The sequence below is a fragment of the Methylophilus sp. UBA6697 genome (assembly GCF_002454655.1).
Classification (GTDB): domain Bacteria; phylum Pseudomonadota; class Gammaproteobacteria; order Burkholderiales; family Methylophilaceae; genus Methylophilus.
The window spans coordinates 57,793-78,925 of record NZ_DKJH01000007.1; the positions used below are offsets into that span (position 1 = coordinate 57,793).

The window sequence follows — 21,133 nt, forward strand, 5'->3', positions numbered from 1 at the left end:
CTATTTGCAGGGGAAACTATCACACTTGTCTGGGCGATGGAAGCGATGCGTGTTTCTGCTTTACTCTGAGTTTAAGCGGAATTTAAGCGCCAGGCGGCACAGATTGCAGTACGATAGCGGTCAAGATGGAAAAACTGACTCCCACAGAACCTTCACGTGACGAGGTGAATAGCCTTAAAGGCGCTACGATGCTCGAGTTTGGCGCCAGCTGGTGCGGTTATTGCCAGGCAGCACAAACCACCATCACCGCTGAAATAGCCCAATTCCCAACTATTCGCCATCTTAAAATTGAAGACGGCAAAGGCCGCAGGCTGGGTCGGTCGTTCCACGTGAAACTATGGCCCACATTAATCTTCATGCAAGACGGCGTCGAGATTCAGCGCCTGGTCAGGCAAATTGACGCTGCGGAATTAAAAGCCGCCTTAAGCAGCGTGTCATTGCCTCGTGATTTCAGCGGCGATGGCATCTAGCTAAAGTGTTTGATAATCACGCTGGCATTGACGCCGCCAAAGCCAAAGCCATTACTAATCGCATAATCAATTGGCAGTTTTTGAGGCCTGTTTTTTACAAAGTTGAGCCCTTCGGCCTGTGCATCCGTGTCTGTCAGATTTAAGGTGAATGGCGAAATCTGGTCCCTGACGGCCAATGCGGTAAAAATCGCTTCAATGCCACCGGCTGCACCTAGCAAATGCCCCGTAGACGATTTAGTCGACGCAATCGCCACCGAGTTGTCAGCACCAAACACCGATTTAATCGCCGCAATTTCGCAGGCATCACCCACTGGTGTAGAAGTCGCATGTGCATTCAGGTGTTGTATATCCGCAGGCGAAATGTCGGCCATCGCAATCGCCGCTTCCATCGCACGTTTGGCGCCATCACCATCTTCTGGCCCGGCGGTGATATGGTAAGCATCGGCAGAGGTGCCATAACCGACNNCCCGCGCCTTCGCCCATCACAAAGCCATCACGTTGACTATCAAATGGGCGTGAGGCTTGTTCCGGGTGCTCATTAAACCCAGCCGAAAGTGCTTTGGCCGCCGCAAAACCACCCAAACTCACCAAATCCACGCAAGCTTCAGCGCCGCCACAAATGGCGATATCCGCCTCATTCGCGCGTATCATGCGCGCCGCATCGCCAATCGCCTGCACACCAGCAGCACAAGCCGTCACCGGTGCACCCAATGGACCTTTAAAACCATAGCGAATAGAAATATGTCCTGCAGCCAGATTCACCAAAAATGAAGGTACGGTAAAAGGCGATAGCCGTGAAACGCCTTTGTTATCCGTGGTGCGCACCGCATTGGTAATGGCCGGAAAGCCACCAATACCAGAAGCAATCACCGTTGCCGTCCTAGCCTTGGCACGTTCACTACTGGGAAACCACTTCGCCTGCTTGATCGCTTCTTCCGCTGCCACCAAGGCAAACTGGATAAACCTATCCATCTTTTTGATTTCCTTGGCCGCAATCACACCCTCGGCATCAAAGCCGCCAGCGGCATCTTCAGCCTTATCCGGCACAATGCCCGCGATTTTGGTATTCAGGTAATCAGCAATATTTGCCGGCAGTTTTTTGATACCGGATTGCCCGGCCAGCAAGCGCTGCCAGACAAGCTCGACACCACAACCCAAAGGTGAAACCATGCCCATACCGGTAATGACAATTCTTTCCATATCTTCCTCAAGCGTAACTATTTATACTGTCACTTTCGTAACTGAAGTCACTATAGTACAGTAACTTTCAATATAAAAGTAACTGTACTCACATACACGGATCACCGATGAAAAACAAAAGCCTGGGCGATATGCCATGCCCAATTGCCAGAAGCCTCGAACATGTGGGGGAGTGGTGGAACATATTAATTCTGCGCGAAGCCATGTTGGGCGTCACCAAGTTTGATGACTTTCAAACCAGTTTGGGCATTGCCACAAGCACACTCACCAAACGTCTAAATGCGCTGGTCGAATCAGGCTTGCTCGAAAGAAATATGTATTGTGAAAAACCGCCAAGATACGAATATGTCATTACCCAAAAAGGGCTAGATTTCAGGCCGGTGTTATTGACCATTATGCAGTGGGGCAACAAATACTACGCTGAAGAAGGACCCAATGTTTTATTGATAGATACTGAAACTGGAAAGCCTGCGGAAATAGGGTTGGTGGATAAGAATACGCAGTTGGAGATTACAGCTGAACAGCATCAAACTATCAGACTAACTGAAGAGTTAGAAAAGTCGTTAATACATTAAATATCGGCGCCAATTAATTTAAATCTATATTTGTATTGTATCGGTAAGGTTGTTTCTAGCGTTTTTATGGATCAAACTATTCTGATAAACAAGTATATTTCAATCCTTCAAACCTATTTTGCATTTTTTCAATAAATGGCTGTATGTTCCCTATACCCCAATTCCTAGCGATGTAATAACCTTTTCCTTCAAAGTGAAACTCAGGCTCACGAGACCAGCGGTACTTCGTATATCTCTTTTCTTTTTCCGTTATTTCTTCAGATAATTTCAATAGTCTAAAGCTTGATGAAAGATCATTGCGCAGCAAATTAAATACTTCATGATCAATTAATCCATATTTCTCAAGCAATTTAATCGTATAGAAAGAAATATCAGATTTTTTAAAGCCACTTTCAAAAACATCTCCGGAATAACTGATGCTGAATAAAGATCGATCTTTTCCAGATATTTTGGAAATTCTCTCTTCATGTTTCTTTTGCTTAACTTCAATTTGATAAGCTTCTGCTTCAGGTAATGGAATGATTTGTTCAGAGCTTAGAATGAGTTGCTCATTAAGTTTATGTAACGATAGCCTCATACAAGTAATGTCTAAATCTTTATCGTTTAACCATAAAACAGAAGTTGTTATCTCTTTTGAGAAGTTGGCTGATGCCAAAATTATTCGAACATCTTGCGCAAACTCTTCTTCTCTTGGCTCATCCCAACCAAAAAAATCGCATAACTTGGATTCAGCATCATATTCAAGTTGATTATCTTGAAGATATTTACTATAGATGAACCTAAGTTGATCCCATGTCATATTGGAAACCATAGCAGCATAACGGAGCGCTTGTAATTCCATATGGCCACCATCGTCTGTACGTTTTAATTCAATTACAACTAAGTTTGCTAATTTATCTACTGCTAATAGGTCAATACGCCTTCCACTTCCTTCCCATTGACCAAACTCCTCAGCAATCACCATGACATCGCCAGCAATCACGTCAATATTATTTTTAATCAACTTTTGGAGATCACGTCGCTCCCAAAGTTTTTCCTCTTGAAATGATGTTGGTTGCAACCCGATAAGGGTGTTATCAGAAATTTGATAAAGTGCCATTTTTACTAACCTTTAATAGTGACTTGGCCGTTCATAAGCATTGGCAGAAGCCAATCTCTAAGTTGTATTAGCTGTTGATTCTCTTTATTAACCAGTTCTTGCTTTTGCAGAATTGGCTGAGTGATTTTTGTAAATTGCTTAATTAGCTCAAGGCCAGCATACGCAAATGGAAACGATTTAAGAACTGTATGACGTATCCCCTTATGAATACTGCCAGTAGATGAGTTTTTACAGAAGACTTTGAGATGTTCGCTAGATAACAATTTGAATAAGAACTCTGGAGTAGTTATGGCTTTATTTGCACGAATAGTAAAGACTGATTCATTAATATTCCAATTAGTTGGTGTTTCATGCAATAAATACGTAACACCAACGGGTTCGATACTGGTGAATAGTACATCTCCCGCTTTCAAGTCAGAGCGTTTGTTGATGATGTTCATTGCTTCATCATTAATTCGGTCAGACTTCTCTGAAAAAACGATCCTGCCTTGTTCAATGTCTTTGATGGTGATGTAATAATTATCGCCATCACCAAGCGTAAAGTTGTCACGTGGGTTCAAGCCAGTTCCGCTTCTAGAAATTACATCATCCAGTCTTTTGGATGACCAACCCTCAGGAATCTCACGTTTAAGCGTTGGGTTATAAACCATTTTTCCGCCAGAGGTTTTGTAGGGTTTGCCGTTGGCATCGGGGAAATCAAACTGCACAAACCAATAGTCGTACAAGGTTTTTGCCATTGCTTCTAGCTCGGCGTTGATGCAGTTGTTGAGTTCGATTTTTGCATCAAGTATTTTCAATACTGATGAAATCTCAGACTGTCTTTTCTTGGTTAAATTCGGGAATGCCAATTCTTTAGCAGACCCAATGTTGAAATGCTTTTGAATAGCGCCAACAAGCTGGCTTTTTACATGGGAATGAGTTACTGAGTTTATATAATAAGAAACGAAGTGAGGATCTAGATTTTCACCGCACCTTATCACTACTAAATCTGAACAGTTTGCCTCAATAAGAGAATCTGGGATAACACAAGATGCACCAGGTTTGCCTGTTCTTACTACAGCTACGTCCCCAGGCTTCAAGGCAGATTTTATAATCTTCTCATGGAAATCTCTTGTTATATATTTAAGGTCCGTTGATTCAAACCTATAGGGCTTAATATTTAACGATCGTAGAAAAGGTATCCCATTGGAAACGTACTCACTGGCCATAGTTCCAACAAATCCAACGGTAATATCATCAGCTAATTCCCCTAAAGGCTTGGATTTATACGATTTCATTCACTTCATCTCCAACCTTGCTGGGAATCGGTCGCATCATTTTATTCATAACGCAAACCCGCCAACTGCTTCTTAATCTCCGCTTCTAATTCCCGCGACTGACCAAAAAAACTTTCCAAATTGTCGGTAAATGCCTGCATTTTCTCGGCAAACTGTTCCGGCGTGATATCGACATACTCAATTTTGACATCGAAATACTGCCCGGCACTCAGCGAGTAATTTTTGGCGGCGATGTCGCGGTAACTGACCACGACCGAAAAATATTCTTCCTGCTGCTTTCCGTTGAACACGTCAATAATGCGTTGTTCTTCTTCCTCTTTGAGCACGGTTTTTTGGTTTTTGCCATCTTTTATTTTTTCGCCAAGGTTAGAGGCATCAATCAGCACCACATCAGCTTTATTGGTGGCGTCGATAAATAAAATAGAGACATTGGTGCCTGTGGTAGCAAATATGTTGCTGGGCATGGAAACCACGCCTGCGAGCATTTTTTCATCGACCAGTTTTTGGCGTATGGCTTTATCGATGCCCGATTGTGCGGTGATAAAGCCTGTAGGCACGACCACTGCTGCTTTGCCTGTGGCTTTGAGAGAGTAAATGATGTGTTGCAAAAACAATTGGTAAATCGCCATTTTGTCGGTGGCTTGTTTTGGCACATTGGGGATGCCTGCAAAAAAACGCTCTTTGTTTTCTTTGCTGTCCAGTTGGTCTCTAAAGTCGCTAAAGTCCATTTTGAAAGGTGGGTTAGAAACAATAAAGTCAAACTTCCGCAGTTGGTCTTTTTCTTTGTGGGCCGGGTGCAAGACGGTATTACCCTGAATCACGTTTGGGATAGAGTGCACCAAATTGTTGAGGATTAAATTTAACCGCAACAGGTTGGATGATTTTTGTGAAATATCTTGGGTGTAGATGCTACAACGGTTCTCACCAATGGCGTGCGCGACATTCATCAAGAGCGTACCCGATCCCGCACTTGGATCATAACAGCTGGCGTTTTTAATGTGGCCGCGTTGCGCTTCTGGCACTAGAATTGCTGCCATGATTCTGGCTACGGCATGTGGGGTGTAATACTCGGCATATTTGCCACCACTGTTGCTGTTGTAGTCTTTAATCAGGTATTCAAAGATGGTGGCGTAGAAATCAAATTTTTGGGTAAAAATGCGTTCAAAACTAAATTCACCTAGCTTGTTGATAATGGCGCGACAAAAAGCATCGCGTTTTGAAACATCGGTTAAAAACTCACTCACGCGGTCAAACAGGCGAATTTTTTCGCCACTATCGGTTACCACGGCGTAGATATCGTTGTTGGTGATGGCGATATCCATCAGGGTGTCGTCAAACAGCTTTGCAAAGTCAGCTTTGTTTTGCTGGTTAAACAAATAGCTAATAAAGTGCGTGGTTTTTAAACGCGCAGTGTCTGGCCCCAGTTGCAGCTTGAGCATATCAAACGCATCGTCACTTAGCTTGGCGACTTCATCTTCCCAGTGCTCAGCCTCAGCGAGTTTTTGGTTGATTTTTTTAACCTCAAAGGCAAATTTGTCGTTGAGGAATTTGTACAAAAACACCTGGGTAATGATTTTGAATTCATTACCATCGTTGCCTAAACCATAGTTTGCACAGACGCTTTTCAGACTGTCGATCAGCTCTTTTGTTTTTTGTTGAAACTCTATTTCTACCACTGACGTGCTCCGCTATTAAACTCTTTCATGTACTCTGCCACTACCAACTGGTTGATGTAGTTGGATGAGGCAGGGTTAAGTTGAATGGATTGTTCATTGACGAAACGCCCAATGACCGACGGCATGACCAATCGAGCAAAGTAATTTTCATTATCTAGCAACTGTGTATTAACTAATACTTGTGCATCGGTATCTTCTTTGACGCCAGTAAGCGCCTCAAATATTTTGCGTTCGTTTTGCGTCAAATCACCTTTTTCTTGCAGGCGTTTGTGAATGCGCGTGTATTTTACGTCACCACGGTATTTCTGGCGCAGTTGATTGTTTATCCGATTAAGTTCTTTGATACGACTATGAATCTTTTCTAGTGCTGCAATGTTGGCAGTCATCTCTTCTTGCGTTACTTCACTCAGATTTTTTTTCCTAAACAGCCTTTCCAATTCCTCTTTCAAACTGATGAAATTAGGATCTTGTTGGTCAAAATTAGATGCAAGCGCTTCGCGTGTTTGTCGTAATGTGCTTTTGAGCTTATCAGCTAGAACCAACTCCTCTTCACCAATTTTTGTGAATTTGAATATCACATCCTCAAGTGCAATGTTGAGTAGGTTGGTTGAATCTTCTGCAGATTCGAGTTGTTCTTTTACGTTGAGTAGATTTAAGTGATTAGAGGTTTCGCGATAAAGCAAATTCAATTTCTGAAAATCAAGGTCATCAAGAAAATCGTACTCACCTTGTAGGCGGATGATGTTATACAAGGCACGTGCATCTTCTAATGCTTTTTTAAGTGCAAGTACCGTTTTCTTGTCTTGAATCTGGTTGATTTGCTGCGAGAAAATTTCAGCATTGTGCGTATCAAACATAAACAGCACGTCTTTAATATGCTCGATTTCTTGTTTGATTTCTTCTGGAGATTTAAATAAGTGCGAGTAGTGCTCCATCTCGTCACCCAATTCAGATTGCAGCTCTTCTAAATACTCTTTGTTGGTAGCCGCAAACTCTTTGCTAATGTCGGCAAAGTCGACAACATAGCCATAACGGAATTTTTTATAGGTACGGTTTACCCTAGTTAGTGCTTGCAGTAAGTTATGTTTACGAATGACACGGCCTAAATATAATTTTTTCAGACGCTTAGCATCGAAGCCGGTTAATAACATATTGAACACTATAAGAAGGTCAATTTTTCCTGCTTTAAAATCTTCTACAAGATCCTTCCGGAACTCTTTGTCGCCGATGTCATGCAAAATCAATGCAACAGTTTTGACCTTATAACTTTGCTTTAACGCGCTTTGGTAACTGGCGCGTTTTTGAGCTGCAATCTGTTGCTGTTCTTGAGGGTCGTTTGCAGCATCTAAATTTATTACAGATGTTTTATCCGCATATTTAGTATTGAAAATCTCGAACATCTGTTTGGCTTGATCTGCACTGTCGCAGATGACCATCGCTCCAATAGAGTGATCGCCATAAGTTTCACGGGAGCTCTCAAAGTCGTTTACGATGTAATCAAGCATCGGCTCCACAAAAGTCGGGTGTGCATATACATCTCTTCTATCAATATTGCCTTGCTGCACTTTGATTTGATCAAGTGCTTGTTGTAACGTGAGCTTGTAACTAGTAGATATTTCTTCGCGTATCAGCCGTAAGGTATAACCGTCGGCAATCGACTTGTTGTAATAGTATTTATGAATGTATTCGCCAAACAAGATACGTGAGTTGTAATCATCTCCTAACAAAGGTGTTCCGGTCAGGCCAATTTTGATGGCATTCGTGTCTGACTGCTCAAGGTTGGCGAGAAAGCTGCCTTTGGGGTTGTAGCTACGATGCACTTCATCTAAGAAGTAGATACGCTGAATATTCGTATCATAGTCTTTGCTGGAAATGACATCAGGGTCATCTTGAAACTTTTGAATGTTGACGACAGTGATTTCAGGTTTGCCCGCATTGTTATTAATCACAGTTGTCGACTTAATATCTTTTGCAAAGTCATCGCGTGAATTGATGATATGTACAACTAATCCGCGTGCTGTGAACTCACGCTGTGCCTGTGTGAGTAAATCTAATCTATCTACGATAAAGTAAAACTTCGGAACAATATTTTGTTTCTGAAAATAACTGGTCAAATGACGCACATTGTAAAAAGCTAACGCAGTTTTTCCACTGCCCTGTGTATGCCAAATAATCCCTTTTTTGATTCCTTCGTTAAGCTTTTGCTCAATGGCTTTGGTAGCAAAAACTTGTGGGTATCGCATCACATGCTTTTCAATACCATTTGTCTCATTCACATAAGCGATGCCGTATTGCAATAAGAATGCCAGGCGCTCGCGATTGAAAAGAGACGTACAAATACGATTAGTAGGGCGAGATGGTTCTTTATTCGTGATGAATTCGGGATTGTTTCGTATTACTTCCAGATTATTATCTTTGAGTACAGCCAGTTCTAACGATTCAGATAAAGGCTTAAGCAAAGCCGTGAGATTAAGAGTTTCTTCCTCTCTGAAATAGTTAAAGATTGGGGCATCATAAGAAGGAGTCGCATAAAAAGCACCTTCAACTGGATCGATTGATTCATCGTCATATTCCATGTTGTTTGAAAACACCATGAGTTGTGTGACGTTCACGAAATGCCTAAATTTCTGGTTCTGAAACCGACGGTTTATACGCTCTCGTTCAGCAAGTACTCCGTCTTTATTATTAGGTTTTTTAACCTCAATAAATATCAGAGGAAGCCCATTGATAAGTAATGTTATGTCAGGTCGGAACTCTTCATCACCGATGACATAAGGCAGCTCAGTGGCAACATGAAAACTGTTGTTATTGAAATTATCGAAATCTATTAACTTAATACCAGAGCGGTTAGTGATTTTCTCGAAAAAGACTTTGCCAAGATCGATGTTATCAAGGCTAAGTTTTAATTCAGCTAATTGCCTTTCAGCATCTTCTCTTGAGATTTGAGGATTAATTCTTAAAACTGCAGTAATAAAACTTTCTGAAAAGATATTTGAATCAATATCCCAGTCAGCATTTTTCAATGACAGATATTCAAAGCCTAATCTGGTCAAATGAAGAATGGTTGGAATTTTTACCCTAGAATCCTCGTTGAATCTCATTATTATTCTCTACTGATTTAATTGCTCTCAAGATGGTTTGATTCTAAAGGTATTGATAATGTATTGCACAAGTTATTGAGGGATTACTTGATCTAAGAATGCCTTTCTAAAGCAAATTTCCAAACGCACAATTCACGAAAAAGCAGCTCTTAAAGCCAATACACCTTTCTCCAATTCCGTAGTCGTTAAACTGCCAAACCCCAAACGAATTGCATGCACACTGTGCTGCGATTCTGAAAATAAAGTGCCGGGCAAAATACGTACTTTATGTTTTAAAGCTTGTTCGGCGACTTTCTCCACATCGATACCTTCTTTCAAACGTAACCAGATCGCCAGTCCGCCATCGGGCGCATCGAAGGTGACGTATTCTTTGAGTTCTTTTTTAATCAGCGCAATCAGCAGGTTTCTGCGTTCGTTGTACACCTTAAATGTCCGGCGGATATGGCGTTTGATTTCACCGGAATCCATTAGCTCGGCTACCGCCAGTTCGGTGATTGAGTTGCCTTGTCGGTCTATGAGCATGACTTCTTTGGCGCACCGGTCTATCAGGCTCGGCGTTGCCACCAAGTAACCTACCCGTAAACCGGGGGCGAGTACTTTGGAGAGTGAGCCGACATACATGACGCGGCCGCCGTGGTTGGTACTCGCTAGCGGAAATACCGGGTGATGCGAGAAGTGAAATTCGTGATCGTAGTCGTCTTCCACAATGGTGAAGTCATATTGCTCTGCCAGCATCAGCAGTTTTAAGCGCCGCTCGGCAGTCATAATCACGGTGGTGGGGAACTGGTGGTGCGGGGTGACATAAATGGCGCGGATGGGGTGTTGCTTACACAGTTTCTCCAGGGCAACGACATCAATGCCGTGTTTATCTTGCTTCACGGTGAGGATATTGGCGCCGCAAGACCGGAACGCTTCTTTGGCTGCCGGGTAACTCAGTTGCTCCACCACGATATTGTCACCTGGCCGGGTGAGTACGCGCGCGGCCAGGAAAATACCCATCTGGCTGCCGCGTGCGATGCAAATCTGGTCGATATCGACACTCAAGCCTCTTTCCATATTGAGCATGGTGGCGATGGATTGCCGTAATGCCAACGTACCGCGCGGGTCGCCGTAGCCCAGGTTGTTGCCTTTGCTGGAGCCGATCAGGGCATGGCGGAATGCGCGCGACAGAATATTAAACGGGATCAGGCGTGAATCGGGGATGCCGTCATTAAAGTCGATGACGCCTTCAAGTGGTGATTGGTAGCACAGCAGCGGATGCGTGGTGGCGGCTATCACGTTGGCGGGTTGCTGGCTGGTTTTGGCGGTTTGCGCTTGCGTATTGAAATTGGGCAGGTTGGCCGACACAAACGAACCTCGACGTTGCTCGGTGACCAGCCAGCCTTGGGCGATCAGTTCGTCATAGGCCAGGATCACCGTTTTGCGGTTCACATTGAGCTTTTCTGCCAGTTCGCGCGTGCCTGGCATGGCGGTGGAGGGGGCGAGCCGGCCTTTCTGGATTTCTTCCATGATTTGCTGGGCGATTTGCAGATAGACCGGCAAGCCTGAGGTCTCGGTAATTGTTAGTTTAAGACTCCACGAACGTAGCATTTTTCATCTCTCCATTACTCACAGCACAGCCTCAATGTCGGGAAAAAATCCCTTTCCTTAGGCGTCAATCTGGATTACTCAAGTATCACTATATCTCACAACTCACTGGACCAGCAAAGTTCTTGAAACTGGAGGATTGTGGATTTGTAACACTCTGTTACATTTTTGAAACATTCTATTAAAGGAAAGATTCATGTCACCTACCTCTGATATTCGATTGGCATTAGATAACCAACTGACAGACTGGCGTCAGCATGCGTTGAACCTTGAAAAGCAGGTGAATCAAGTGATCGTGGGGCAAAGCAAAGCCGTGCGATTAATGAACATCGCTATTTTTGCCCGTGGGCATGTGTTGCTGGATGGTGGCGTCGGCGTGGGTAAAACCACCTTGCTGCAATCGATTGCGCGCGGCATTGGCGGGGCGTATGAGCGGATTGAGGGTACGGTAGATTTGATGCCGAATGACCTGATCTACCACACGTTTTTGGGGCCGGATGGACGGCCACAGATTGATGAGGGCCCGTTGCTGCGTGCGGGTGAGAATTTGTCCGTGTTCTTTTTTAACGAGATCAACCGCGCACGGCCGCAGGTGCATGCCTTGATGTTGCGGGTGATGGCGGAGCGCCATATCAGCGCGTTTAAAAAAGAATATCGCATGCCGCACATGATTGTGTTTGCCGACCGCAACCAGGTGGAAAAGAACGAGACGTTTGAGATTCCATCTGCGGCGCGTGACCGTTTTATGATGGAAATCCCGATTGAGATTCCAACGGATCGTGAGTTGAAAAAGTCACTGGTGTTCAATACCAAGTTCCAGCATGCCGAAAAACTGACGCAACAGGTTGAGAGCGATATTTTGAAATTCGACCAGCTGAATGCGTTTTCTGATCGCCTGCAGGACCATATTAAATCCAGCGATGTGCTGGAGGAGTACACCATGGATTTGTGGGATGCGACGCAACACCCGGAAAAATTTGGCGTGACCATGGACAGCGTCGATGTGGGGCGTGTGATCCAGACCGGCGCCAGTCCGCGCGGTATGGGTATGCTGATGAAGGCGGCCCGTGTAAATGCCTGGCTGAATGGCCGTGACAGTTTGTACCCAGAGGATATTCATGCCGTGTTTCATGAGGTGATTTCACACCGCCTGGTGTTTAACGCGGCCTATGAAAATCGCAGAACGGCGCTGGCCAGGGAGCTGACCAGCAATATTATCCGCACTGTGGCTGTGCCTAGCCTGTCGTTTAGCAAAGCTGCTTAAGGTCTCTGCATATGAAAGCAGCAATCATGCGGTCATTCACAAAACGAGCGGGGAAAACCGCCGATAGCCAGGCGCGCGCGCATCTCGATGAGGCGAGCTACGCGCGGCCTTTTGAGTATGTGGTTGGCTGGAAGTCGGACAGCATTCAGCTAGGCGATCATCCAGGCACGCAGCGCGGCCTTGGTTCGGACTATCGCGGCACGATTAACCTGGTGGATTACCCGGATGCCAGGCGCATGGATTTAAGGCAAACCATACGTGACCCGTTTGAGCAGGTGCAGGTGCGGCAGTTTAACCAGGACAGCACAACACCGATTTATGCCGTGTGCGATTTGTCCAGCTCCATGCAATTCAAGGGCCATAAACGCAAGCTGGATACGGCGATTGAAATTGCAACGGCGGTGGCGAATTCAGCTTATCACATGGGCGATTTGTTCGGCTTTATTGGCTACAACCAGCAAGTGCTCGAAGACTTTACCTTGCCGTTGAGCCGCAATTATCACCAGAGCAAACAAACCATTGGCTTGTTACATGATTACCAGCAACTGCGTATCGGCGTGGATGGTGTGACGGATGTGCCTAACTTTTTGGGCCAGACGCGTGCGCTGGTGTTCTGGATTTCGGACTTTCATATGCCGCTGCCAGTAATCGAGAAAACCTTGCTGGCGATGTCTGCCCACAAAGTGGTGCCGATTGTATTGTGGGACGACGAGGAATACAAAAAACTGCCCAAGTTTGGCTTTGGCACCATGATAGACCTGGAAAGTGGCCGCAATCGTACGCTGTTTTTCCGCAGCGAAGTGAAAGCCAAATTCATCAACGCATTTAATGCGCGCAGGCATGCGCTAGAGGCTTTATTTTTGCGCTTTGAGAGCCCGGCGTTGTTTATGCATGGCGACTACAGGCCAGAGCTGATGACGCATTATTTTGAACAAGCCATGTGACGCGAAGAGACCATCATGCAAACACAGATTTCACACAGGACGACAACTCGGGCGCTGCAACGCCTGTTGATCGTCAGCAGTCTATTATTCACGGTTAACCATGCGCTGGCAGCACGCGCAGATACGTCAAGCAAACCAGCATCACCAACATTGCGCGTGACAAATCCCGCGTCAAGCTATGGTGTACATATTGGCGATGTACTCAGCAGAACTGTTATTGTGGATGCGCCAACCGCGTATCAATTGGCAGACAGTGGCTTGCCTAAAAAAGGCAGCAAACATGATGGTATCGAACTGGTGGAGGTGGCCTTACAAACCAAAGCGCAGGCGGACCACACCCAGTACACCTTGCAATTGCGTTACCAGGTATTTGCGGTAAGCACGACCCCTAGTGTGATGCATTTACCCGCTGAGAAATTGAATTTCAGTCATCCTGCGGTAAGCGCTACCACTATTGATATCCCGGCGTGGGGATTCTGGTTTTCACCATTGGTGACTGGCGGCACATCAACCGCCAAGAAAAATCTATTGCCGGAAGTGAGCACCCCGCTGATAGATAGCCGTGCCGATCGACAACGCCTGGGCTTGTTTTTAACCCTGGCAATCTCAAGCCTGCTGGCCTTACTTTATATGAATGCTGATGGCCACTGGTTGCCATTTATGGGCGGCGCCTTTGCGCGGGCGCACCGGCAGCTCAAGCGCCTGGAAAAATCCTCCCGGCCCAAAACCGCCGCAGAAGAGAAGAAGGCGTTGGTCTATCTGCACCAGGCGTTTAACCAGCACTATGGCGCGAATATTTTTGCGCGGGATGTGGATGAGTTTGTGCGTTTGCGCCCGAGCTTTAAAAACCTGCAGCCTGAGATCACACAGTTTTTTGCCGCGTCGAATCAATCCCTGTATGACGTGCGTGCCCGTGATAGCCAGCAGGTGATTACGCAACTGGTGCAATTCAGCAAGCAGCTGCGGGATTGCGAGCGGGGCGTGGCATGATTATTTTAAATCCGTGGGCGTTTGCCTTATTGCCTATCGCGCTGTTGCCTTTCTGGTTAAAGGGCCATCAAGGCCAGCATTACAGCTGGCTGGACATCATCCCGGAAGACCTGTTTTCAGACCGGCTGAACCTGGCGGTGAAGGTGATTATGTCTTTGCTGTTGCTGAGCATCGTCATTGCGCTGGCGGCACCGCGCGGCGCGGATGAGCAAGTACCACGCGTGGGCAAGGGTGCGCAAACCGTGATGGTGATAGACCGTAGCGTGAGTATGGACCACCCGTTTGCCGGTGATTCGTCCGGGCATGTGGCGGAAATCAAGTCTGCTGCCGCGCGGCGCATTATTACGCAGTTTATTGATTCACGGCCGAATGACATGATGGGTGTCGTCGGGTTCACCAACTCGGCGTTGTATGGCATCAAAATTACGACTAACCGCGATGCGATTCATGCGGCGATCGTGGCGGCCACCAGCCCGTCATTGAACCAGACCAATATCGGCGCCGGATTAACCGAGGCCGTTGGCTTGTTCGATAACATCCAGAGCTCTGGTTCACGGGCGGTGATTTTATTGTCGGACGGCGCCGGCAAACTCAGTCCGCGCGTGAAGTTTTTACTGAGTGAGCGCCTGAAAAGCCGCAAGCTGAGTATTTACTGGATCATGTTACGCGAACCAGGTGAGCCGAGTATTTTCTCCAAAGAGCAATATGACGAAGACCGCACGCCAAACTCCATCGTGCTGCATAAGTATTTCCAGTCATTGGGCCTGAAATACAAAGCCTATGAGGCGGATGATCCGGAGACCTTGCAGTCAGCAATTAATGACATCGACTCACGTGAAAAAAAGGCGATTCAATATCGCGAGACCATTGCCGGCTATGACTATTCCAAGGTGTTTATGGTCTCTGCGCTGCTCTTGGTGTTGTTGATGCTGGTGATTAAAAATTTGAGGGTGTACGAATGAAAAACCATTTAATGCGCAAAAACCAGCTGCTTGGATTTGTCTTCATTGTCGGCGTGCTGGGCAGTGTCTACGAAGCTTACCAAGTGCACAAAATCACCTCGGCCAATACAGCATTGCAACATGGTGACGTGCTGGAGGGAGACTTGTTTCCGTTTCACCAGAAGTTTGCTGATGCTTACCAGCAAGGTAAAACGGGCAATTACAAGCATGCGATACAGAATTTCGGCCAGTTGTTAGAGGCGCCTAAACAGCACGATGAGGCCCTGTTCACGCCTAGTCAAACGTTGAAGTCGCAGATCCATTTCAATATCGGCAACCAGCTGTTTCGATCCGGGTTGCAACGACTGGTGGAGGCGGATGGTGCGATTCAGGAGCAAGCCAAGTTTGATTATTTGCAGGCGAGGGCGGCGTATGAGCAGTCACTCAAACTTGATCCGGGCAACCAGGCGGCCAAGTTCAATTTGAGTTTATTGCATGGCGTGATTCCGACCCATATCAAGACTGTGCCGCAGGATCCTTCAGGCATGGAAATCAGCAATTTGCCACAGGGGTTGCCATGAAACGCTTTTTTTCACTGTTAAAAGCGCACTACGAAACGGCTTTTTTGCTGGGCGCTGCCGTCTTTCTGCTGTTGGCGCTGGTCAAGCCGGACATTCAACTCAAGCAAGAAGTACACAATTATTTGTTGCTGGCAGATATTTCGCAAAGCATGAATGCGGAAGATATGCAGGTCGATCACAAACCAGCCACGCGCTTGGCTCATACACAGCACCTGATGAAGCAAGTGGTGAAAACATCGCCTTGCGGTACGTATGTCAGCGTGGGTGTGTTTGCCGCTGAGAATGTGGCTTTATTGTTTATGCCACTGGAAGTGTGCGCTAACTTCGATATTATCACTGACAGTATTAACCACCTGGAATGGCGCATGGCCTGGAGTGGTAACAGCCGCATGACGTTTGGCGTGAAGGCTGCTGAGGCGACGTTTGATTACCTTAATATTCCGGCACAAATGCTGTTTTTTACCGATGGTGACGAAGCGCCCAAAGCCAATGGCATTAACAAACTGGATATCAGCGATGTGCGTATAGGTAAAAATGTTATTTTTGTTGGCGTCGGCGGTAAAGAGCCTGCACCGATCAAGCGCTTTAATTCGAATAATCACTTTGTTGGGTATTGGGGCACTGATGCCGCGGCCGAAAGCGCGGGCGGTGGTGTCAATTACAGTGATGCCAGCAAGGATGATCCTGATCCACCGGTGGCGTACGCCGAGTTTGACCGCTATTTATCCAGCCAGGATGTGGAACATTTGAAGGAGATGGCGACGGAGATCAAGGGTCAATATATCGAAGGCATAGACCAGCCGGCATTTTATACGTTTGTGCAGTCGCAAACGCCCGCCGCCAAATTTGTCACCAGCTATTCGGTCAAGTGGCTGTTTCTAAGCCTGGCGGCATTGATGGTGATTGCGACTTACCTGCCGGATGTGTGGGCATACCGCTGGCGTGCGTCTCGCTCCGCCTAGGAAGATTTGTTGAGAGGCTGGCGTGATCTGTGCATCAGCACAAGTCATCCAGGCTCGTCGGCTCACACACCGGCATGCCTGTCGGTGCCGCGCTCAGATTTCTGGACATTTCATAGCTCATTTTTCTCAAGCGCATCACCGAGCCTAAGGGCCGGTGCGATTGAATGCCATGCCAGGGCGAGAACATCATGCCCTCATCGACCACATGCGAACGATAGGGACTCCAGGCAATTTGTGGTTTGGCGGTAATGCGGGCAATCGGGATATAAGGCGACACATCTGCTGACCAGATCACGGTAGAGTCTTCGATCGGCATTTGCTTGATATCGGTGCATAACTGTACGCGTAACTCCCACACTGCGGTGTGGGCAATAAAGTAATCGACAATGGATTTTCTGAGGCCATCGGAGGCGAGGGTATCAATCGGTTTGTTGGTGAGGGTGAGCAGGTCGGGTGAGATCGGTACAAAGGCAATTTTGGCCATGTAGTTGCCGTATAGAATCGGGTCCTGACTAAAATAGGTTTCACCCAGAATATTGGTTTCTTGTGCCTGGTGCAGGTTTCTGATCAGGGTTTGCTGGCCACTTTTGAGTGATTCGACCAGTTTGGCCGTTGAGCGGAATATTTGTGATAAAAAATGCCTGAACTCAGTGCTGGTTTCGGGCGTGGAGGCGATGTGCTTCAGGTTGGAGAGAAACACCTGTACGCTGGACGACAGGAAACTGGCACCATTCACAAATAAAAAGTCCTGCGTAATGGCTTTTTCGCTGCCAGGTAGCCGGTCACCATTCACGCCAAGCACCTTGATTGCCAGGCTGCGTGGCGTGCAGGTTTTGTCGTGCAAAATATCGCCCGGCACGGTTGAAAAGCGCATGACCAGCGGCAGGGTTTGCGCTTTGGCAAACATGCCTTGTGCCAGGGGCGCGGGGAGATTATCGTAAATCTCCATTTCTGCAGAGATCAGGCCGTGACTTTTAATATGCACGCTACGCGCGCTGTAAGCAGAATGTCTGGCCGTGATTTCTGAGATTTTACGCAGGGTATATTGCAGGTTTTCCCGGCTTTGGGTTTCGCTGTCCGCCAGCACTTCATACGTTGGTTGATAGTTGAGTGGTGAAATTCCAATATCAGCAGTTTGTTGCATAATAACCCCCATTTTTTAAACGGGTCTGGCAGGGGCGTTATAGCAATGACCCCATCAAACCTGCATGGATCTTATTGAACATTGGTTGAACATGGCACTGTGTTGATGCATTAAAAACCGCGCGATTCAGGATGAGTTATCCTTGGTTTCACCCGCTTGTTTGCGTTGCTTGTTGACGATACGGGCGGCGACTTCTTCTTCGCGGCCGGGGTAACGATGGTCTTGCTTGAACGCGTGTTTGAGGGTTTCGTATTCTTGTTCGCGCTTGGGACTGGATCCTCTAGGCATATGCATACTCCTTCATTCGTTGAGTACAAACGGCAGCCGTTAAGGCTGCCGTATTTGCCATGTGATGAATGAAACTCGAAATGCATTCGACACTTCATTTCACACACGACAATTGCAGATTACGCTAATTGACCTGAATACTTAATAAGCAATGTTCCTATTGTGATGTAGGAAACGCTTTATGGCATAAAACTAAAAAATGCCATGCAACTATTAGACAAAAAGTACGCAAAAAAAGTTCCGTATCTCTCTACAACTTGCCAATTTTTACCTGGCTTGTTGCGCATTGAATGCAGTCATCAAATTGCGATAGTCTGGAATATGATTGGCGCACAAGGCACCTAAGCCTTCAATATCATTGCGCCAGTCGCGGTGCAGTTCACAGGCGATGCCAAACCAGGTCATCATTTGTGCACCTGCGGCCTCCATGCGACGCCATGCCGCATCGCGCGTCAGTTCGTTAAAGGTGCCTGAGGCATCGCCTACGACAAATACTTCAAAGCCTTCTTCTATGGCTGATAGTGCAGGGAAGGCAACACAGACTTCGGTGACTACACCAGCGATAATCAATTGTTTTTTGCCGGTGGCCTTAATCGCTTTGACAAAGTCTTCGTTATCCCAGGCGTTGATTTGACCAGGGCGGGCAATATAGGGTGCATCAGGAAACAAGGCCTTCAATTCTGGCATCAACGGGCCATTCGGGCCTGTTTCAAAGCTGGTAGTTAAAATAGTGGGCAAGTTGAAAAACTTGGCGGCATCAGCTAACGCCAGTACATTATTCTTAAAACGGTCTGGTTCAATATCGCGCACCAGTGATAGCAGGCCAGCCTGGTGGTCTACCAGCAAGACGACAGCGTTGTCACGGTCCAGGCGTACATAAGGTTTGTTGTTCATGTGGAATATCCTCTCAAGATATGTTGGTTGGAGATCACGGCAGCCAGCAATAAAGAATGGGGCGCTGGCTGCCGTGTTTCCTGTTTTTAAAATGGTTTACCGATTTAAGCAGTGGCAAAGCGACCCTGGTTAAAGTCATTAATCGCTTGGTCAATTTCCTCCCAGCTATTCATGACAAACGGGCCGTGACCCACCACTGGCTCATTCAGTGGTGCACCATTGAGTAACAACAGCACGGTGTCCTGCTGGGCCTGCAATACCAGCTCATTCCCCTCGCGCTGCAACACCGCTAGCTCAGCGGGGCGGATGGTATGCACTTCACCGGTTTTCACCGCGCCATGCAGCACAAAAATGGCGGTAGTGTGGCCTTCCGGCAAGGTGAAGGTGGTGCGTGTGCCCGCATTCAGGCGCACATCCCACACATTCATCGGGCTGAAGGTATTTGCCGGGCCTTTGTGACCAGCATATTCACCGGCAATCACACGGACTTTCCCTGCTTCCTCCGGCAAAGCCACTTCCGGAATCTGATCGCGAGTAATCCCCTGATACCCTGGCGCGGTCATTTTGTCCTTGGCTGGCAGGTTGACCCATAACTGGATCATTTCAAACGGACCACCTGTACGTGCATAGTCATCACCGTGATACTCCTCATGAATAATGCCCTTGCCTGCGGTCATCCACTGCACTTCGCCTGGGCCGATGGTGCCACCAGCGTTAGTGGAGTCGTGGTGTGAGACCTGGCCGTCATAAACAATGGTCACGGTTTCAAAGCCACGGTGCGGGTGCTGGCCAACGCCGCGTCTGTGCGTGGTTGGCTCAAAGCTGGCAGGCCCGGCGTAATCCATCAGCAAGAAAGGCGAAATGTCATTGGCAATGTCACGGTAAGAGAAAATACTTTGTACCGGAAAGCCGTCACCTACCCAGTGGTTACCGTTGCTGCGTTTGATAAAAGCCAGTTTTTTCATGATGATTCCCTTTCAGAAATGTTTGCGTGTTTGCATGGTTCACACTATAAACACATGACTTTTAAGGCACTAGATGGTTAAATGTGAAATTACTTTTCAATTAAATGAATAGTCGCATCATGGATTTTAACGAAGCCGCTGTATTTGTGAAGGTGGTGCAGGCGGGCAGCTTTAGCGCTGCCGCGCGGCAGTTGGGATTGCCGACCTCGACCATTAGCACCCGCGTAGCGCGACTGGAGCGACGGCTGGGCGTCACCCTGTTGCAACGCACTACACGTCGCTTAAACCTGACTGAAGCTGGCGCATTGTATTTTGAGCATGCTTCTACCGGCCTGGGTTACTTGCTTGAAGCTGAAGCGGCGCTGGATGAAGCGCGTCAGCAACCGCAAGGCGTGTTAAAAGTCACAGCACCGGCTGACCTCGGGGATGCTTTGCTGGGAGGCTTGGTGACACAGATGCAGCGCACCTACCCAGCCTTGTCGCTAGAGTTAATGCTCACCGAGCGTTATGTTGACCTGGTGGCAGAAGGCGTGGATGTGGCGATTCGAACGGGAGAATTGCGCGACTCCAGTTTGATTGCCAAGTCACTAGGCACCATACAATGGGCGCTATTTGCCAGCCCACAGTATTTGCAGTTGGCGGGACAGATTGCCACGCCAACTGACCTCAGTCAGCACCAATGCGTGCAATTCACCCCCATGGGTCGTCACCAGTGGGATTTGCAGCGCGGTACAACAGCTATACGTGTACCCTTGGCTGCGCGTACCCTGGTTAACAGCATTGGCGTGGTGCGGGCTATGGCCGAAAACGGGCAGGGTGTGGCTTTGTTGCCGACATTTATCTGCCAGCCGACGGTAGAGACTGGCGGCTTGCAGCATGTATTGCCAGACTGGCGCGGGCGTGCGGATGCCGTGCATCTGGTTTACCCGAAGCAACGCTTTATGCCACCCAAGTTGCGTGGTTTTATTGACCTGGCGGTGGCTGAGTTAAAGCCGCTGTTCAGTACGCAATAGGCTTTTCTCCGCTGGCTGCCCGTTTGGCAACGCATAGTTCTCCCGTCATGACGTGGGTGATCTGAATGGCATTGCTGACATTTCTTAGATTATATTTTCTATTTTTCTATTAAAAACAAGCCGTTGTATAGTGTGTTTTTTTAATTTTGAGCGCATGATAAG

General features: G+C 47.1%; 20 protein-coding genes. 9 read left to right on the forward strand and 11 right to left on the reverse strand.

The window, feature by feature from the left end; translation table 11 throughout:
* The first annotated feature begins 125 nt into the window (after positions 1–125).
* Positions 126–470: a thioredoxin family protein gene (locus B3355_RS03790; protein WP_292780290.1), complete on the forward strand. Its 345-nt coding sequence runs from the start codon at positions 126–128 to the stop codon at positions 468–470.
* On the opposite strand, the gene B3355_RS03795 is transcribed toward B3355_RS03790, so the two are convergent.
* Complete coding sequence (locus tag B3355_RS03795) at positions 467–901, reverse strand: hypothetical protein (protein WP_292780351.1); 435 nt, start codon at positions 899–901, stop codon at positions 467–469. The genes B3355_RS03790 and B3355_RS03795 overlap by 4 nt on opposite strands.
* Complete coding sequence (locus B3355_RS03800; protein ID WP_292780293.1) at positions 876–1,670, reverse strand: beta-ketoacyl synthase N-terminal-like domain-containing protein; 795 nt, start codon at positions 1,668–1,670, stop codon at positions 876–878. Before B3355_RS03800 ends, B3355_RS03795 begins: the two co-directional genes overlap by 26 nt.
* Positions 1,671–1,777: 107 nt before the next feature.
* On the opposite strand from B3355_RS03800, the gene B3355_RS03805 reads away from it, so the two are divergent.
* Positions 1,778–2,245: a winged helix-turn-helix transcriptional regulator gene (locus B3355_RS03805; RefSeq protein WP_292780296.1), complete on the forward strand. Its 468-nt coding sequence runs from the start codon at positions 1,778–1,780 to the stop codon at positions 2,243–2,245.
* 76 nt (positions 2,246–2,321) lie between these two features.
* Here the strand turns inward: B3355_RS03805 and B3355_RS03810 are convergent, their stop codons facing one another.
* From B3355_RS03810 to B3355_RS03830, 5 genes are all read right to left on the reverse strand, one after another.
* Positions 2,322–3,344, reverse strand: coding sequence for a hypothetical protein (locus B3355_RS03810; RefSeq protein WP_292780299.1), 1,023 nt, complete (start codon positions 3,342–3,344; stop codon positions 2,322–2,324).
* Between the two features lie 5 nt (positions 3,345–3,349).
* On the reverse strand, positions 3,350–4,621 hold the full coding sequence (locus B3355_RS03815) for a restriction endonuclease subunit S (RefSeq protein WP_292780302.1): 1,272 nt from the start codon (positions 4,619–4,621) through the stop codon (positions 3,350–3,352).
* Between the two features lie 41 nt (positions 4,622–4,662).
* Complete coding sequence (locus B3355_RS03820) at positions 4,663–6,297, reverse strand: HsdM family class I SAM-dependent methyltransferase (RefSeq protein WP_292780305.1); 1,635 nt, start codon at positions 6,295–6,297, stop codon at positions 4,663–4,665.
* Entirely contained in the window at positions 6,291–9,398 is a 3,108-nt protein-coding gene (locus tag B3355_RS03825) for a type I restriction endonuclease subunit R (protein ID WP_292780308.1), read from the reverse strand. Before B3355_RS03825 ends, B3355_RS03820 begins: the two co-directional genes overlap by 7 nt.
* A gap of 132 nt (positions 9,399–9,530) precedes the next feature.
* Positions 9,531–10,988, reverse strand: a complete 1,458-nt coding sequence (locus tag B3355_RS03830) for a PLP-dependent aminotransferase family protein (protein WP_292780310.1) — start codon at positions 10,986–10,988, stop codon at positions 9,531–9,533.
* Between the two features lie 193 nt (positions 10,989–11,181).
* Between B3355_RS03830 and B3355_RS03835 the strand changes: the two genes are divergently transcribed.
* From B3355_RS03835 to B3355_RS03860, 6 genes are read left to right on the forward strand one after another with little or no spacing between them, the layout of a single operon-like run.
* On the forward strand, positions 11,182–12,249 hold the full coding sequence (locus tag B3355_RS03835; RefSeq protein ID WP_292780313.1) for an AAA family ATPase: 1,068 nt from the start codon (positions 11,182–11,184) through the stop codon (positions 12,247–12,249).
* Positions 12,250–12,275: 26 nt separating this feature from the next.
* Positions 12,276–13,193 (forward strand): DUF58 domain-containing protein, encoded by a 918-nt coding sequence (locus B3355_RS03840; protein WP_292780316.1) that lies wholly within the window; start codon positions 12,276–12,278, stop codon positions 13,191–13,193.
* 15 nt (positions 13,194–13,208) lie between these two features.
* Positions 13,209–14,183, forward strand: a complete 975-nt coding sequence (locus B3355_RS03845; protein ID WP_292780319.1) for a hypothetical protein — start codon at positions 13,209–13,211, stop codon at positions 14,181–14,183.
* On the forward strand, positions 14,180–15,145 hold the full coding sequence (locus B3355_RS03850) for a vWA domain-containing protein (protein WP_292780322.1): 966 nt from the start codon (positions 14,180–14,182) through the stop codon (positions 15,143–15,145). Before B3355_RS03845 ends, B3355_RS03850 begins: the two co-directional genes overlap by 4 nt.
* Positions 15,142–15,705 carry a hypothetical protein gene (locus B3355_RS03855; RefSeq protein ID WP_292780325.1) on the forward strand — a complete coding sequence of 188 codons (564 nt, stop codon included), beginning with the start codon at positions 15,142–15,144 and terminating at the stop codon, positions 15,703–15,705. Before B3355_RS03850 ends, B3355_RS03855 begins: the two co-directional genes overlap by 4 nt.
* On the forward strand, positions 15,702–16,667 hold the full coding sequence (locus B3355_RS03860; protein ID WP_292780328.1) for a vWA domain-containing protein: 966 nt from the start codon (positions 15,702–15,704) through the stop codon (positions 16,665–16,667). The genes B3355_RS03855 and B3355_RS03860 overlap by 4 nt, the downstream gene beginning before the upstream one ends.
* Positions 16,668–16,701: 34 nt before the next feature.
* Here the strand turns inward: B3355_RS03860 and B3355_RS03865 are convergent, their stop codons facing one another.
* The 4 genes from B3355_RS03865 to B3355_RS03880 all read right to left on the reverse strand — a co-directional run bounded on the left by B3355_RS03865 (position 16,702) and on the right by B3355_RS03880 (position 19,958).
* Positions 16,702–17,811 (reverse strand): catalase family protein, encoded by a 1,110-nt coding sequence (locus B3355_RS03865; protein ID WP_292780331.1) that lies wholly within the window; start codon positions 17,809–17,811, stop codon positions 16,702–16,704.
* Positions 17,812–17,937: 126 nt separating this feature from the next.
* Positions 17,938–18,099 carry a hypothetical protein gene (locus B3355_RS03870; RefSeq protein ID WP_019880805.1) on the reverse strand — a complete coding sequence of 54 codons (162 nt, stop codon included), beginning with the start codon at positions 18,097–18,099 and terminating at the stop codon, positions 17,938–17,940.
* A gap of 267 nt (positions 18,100–18,366) precedes the next feature.
* On the reverse strand, positions 18,367–18,993 hold the full coding sequence (gene ycaC, locus B3355_RS03875) for an isochorismate family cysteine hydrolase YcaC (RefSeq protein ID WP_292780337.1): 627 nt from the start codon (positions 18,991–18,993) through the stop codon (positions 18,367–18,369).
* 104 nt (positions 18,994–19,097) lie between these two features.
* Complete coding sequence (locus B3355_RS03880) at positions 19,098–19,958, reverse strand: pirin family protein (protein ID WP_292780340.1); 861 nt, start codon at positions 19,956–19,958, stop codon at positions 19,098–19,100.
* A gap of 119 nt (positions 19,959–20,077) precedes the next feature.
* Between B3355_RS03880 and B3355_RS03885 the strand changes: the two genes are divergently transcribed.
* The gene (locus B3355_RS03885; RefSeq protein WP_292780353.1) at positions 20,078–20,971 is read left to right on the forward strand and encodes a LysR family transcriptional regulator; all 894 of its coding nucleotides are present in this window, start codon (positions 20,078–20,080) and stop codon (positions 20,969–20,971) included.
* The last annotated feature ends 162 nt before the right edge of the window (positions 20,972–21,133 follow it).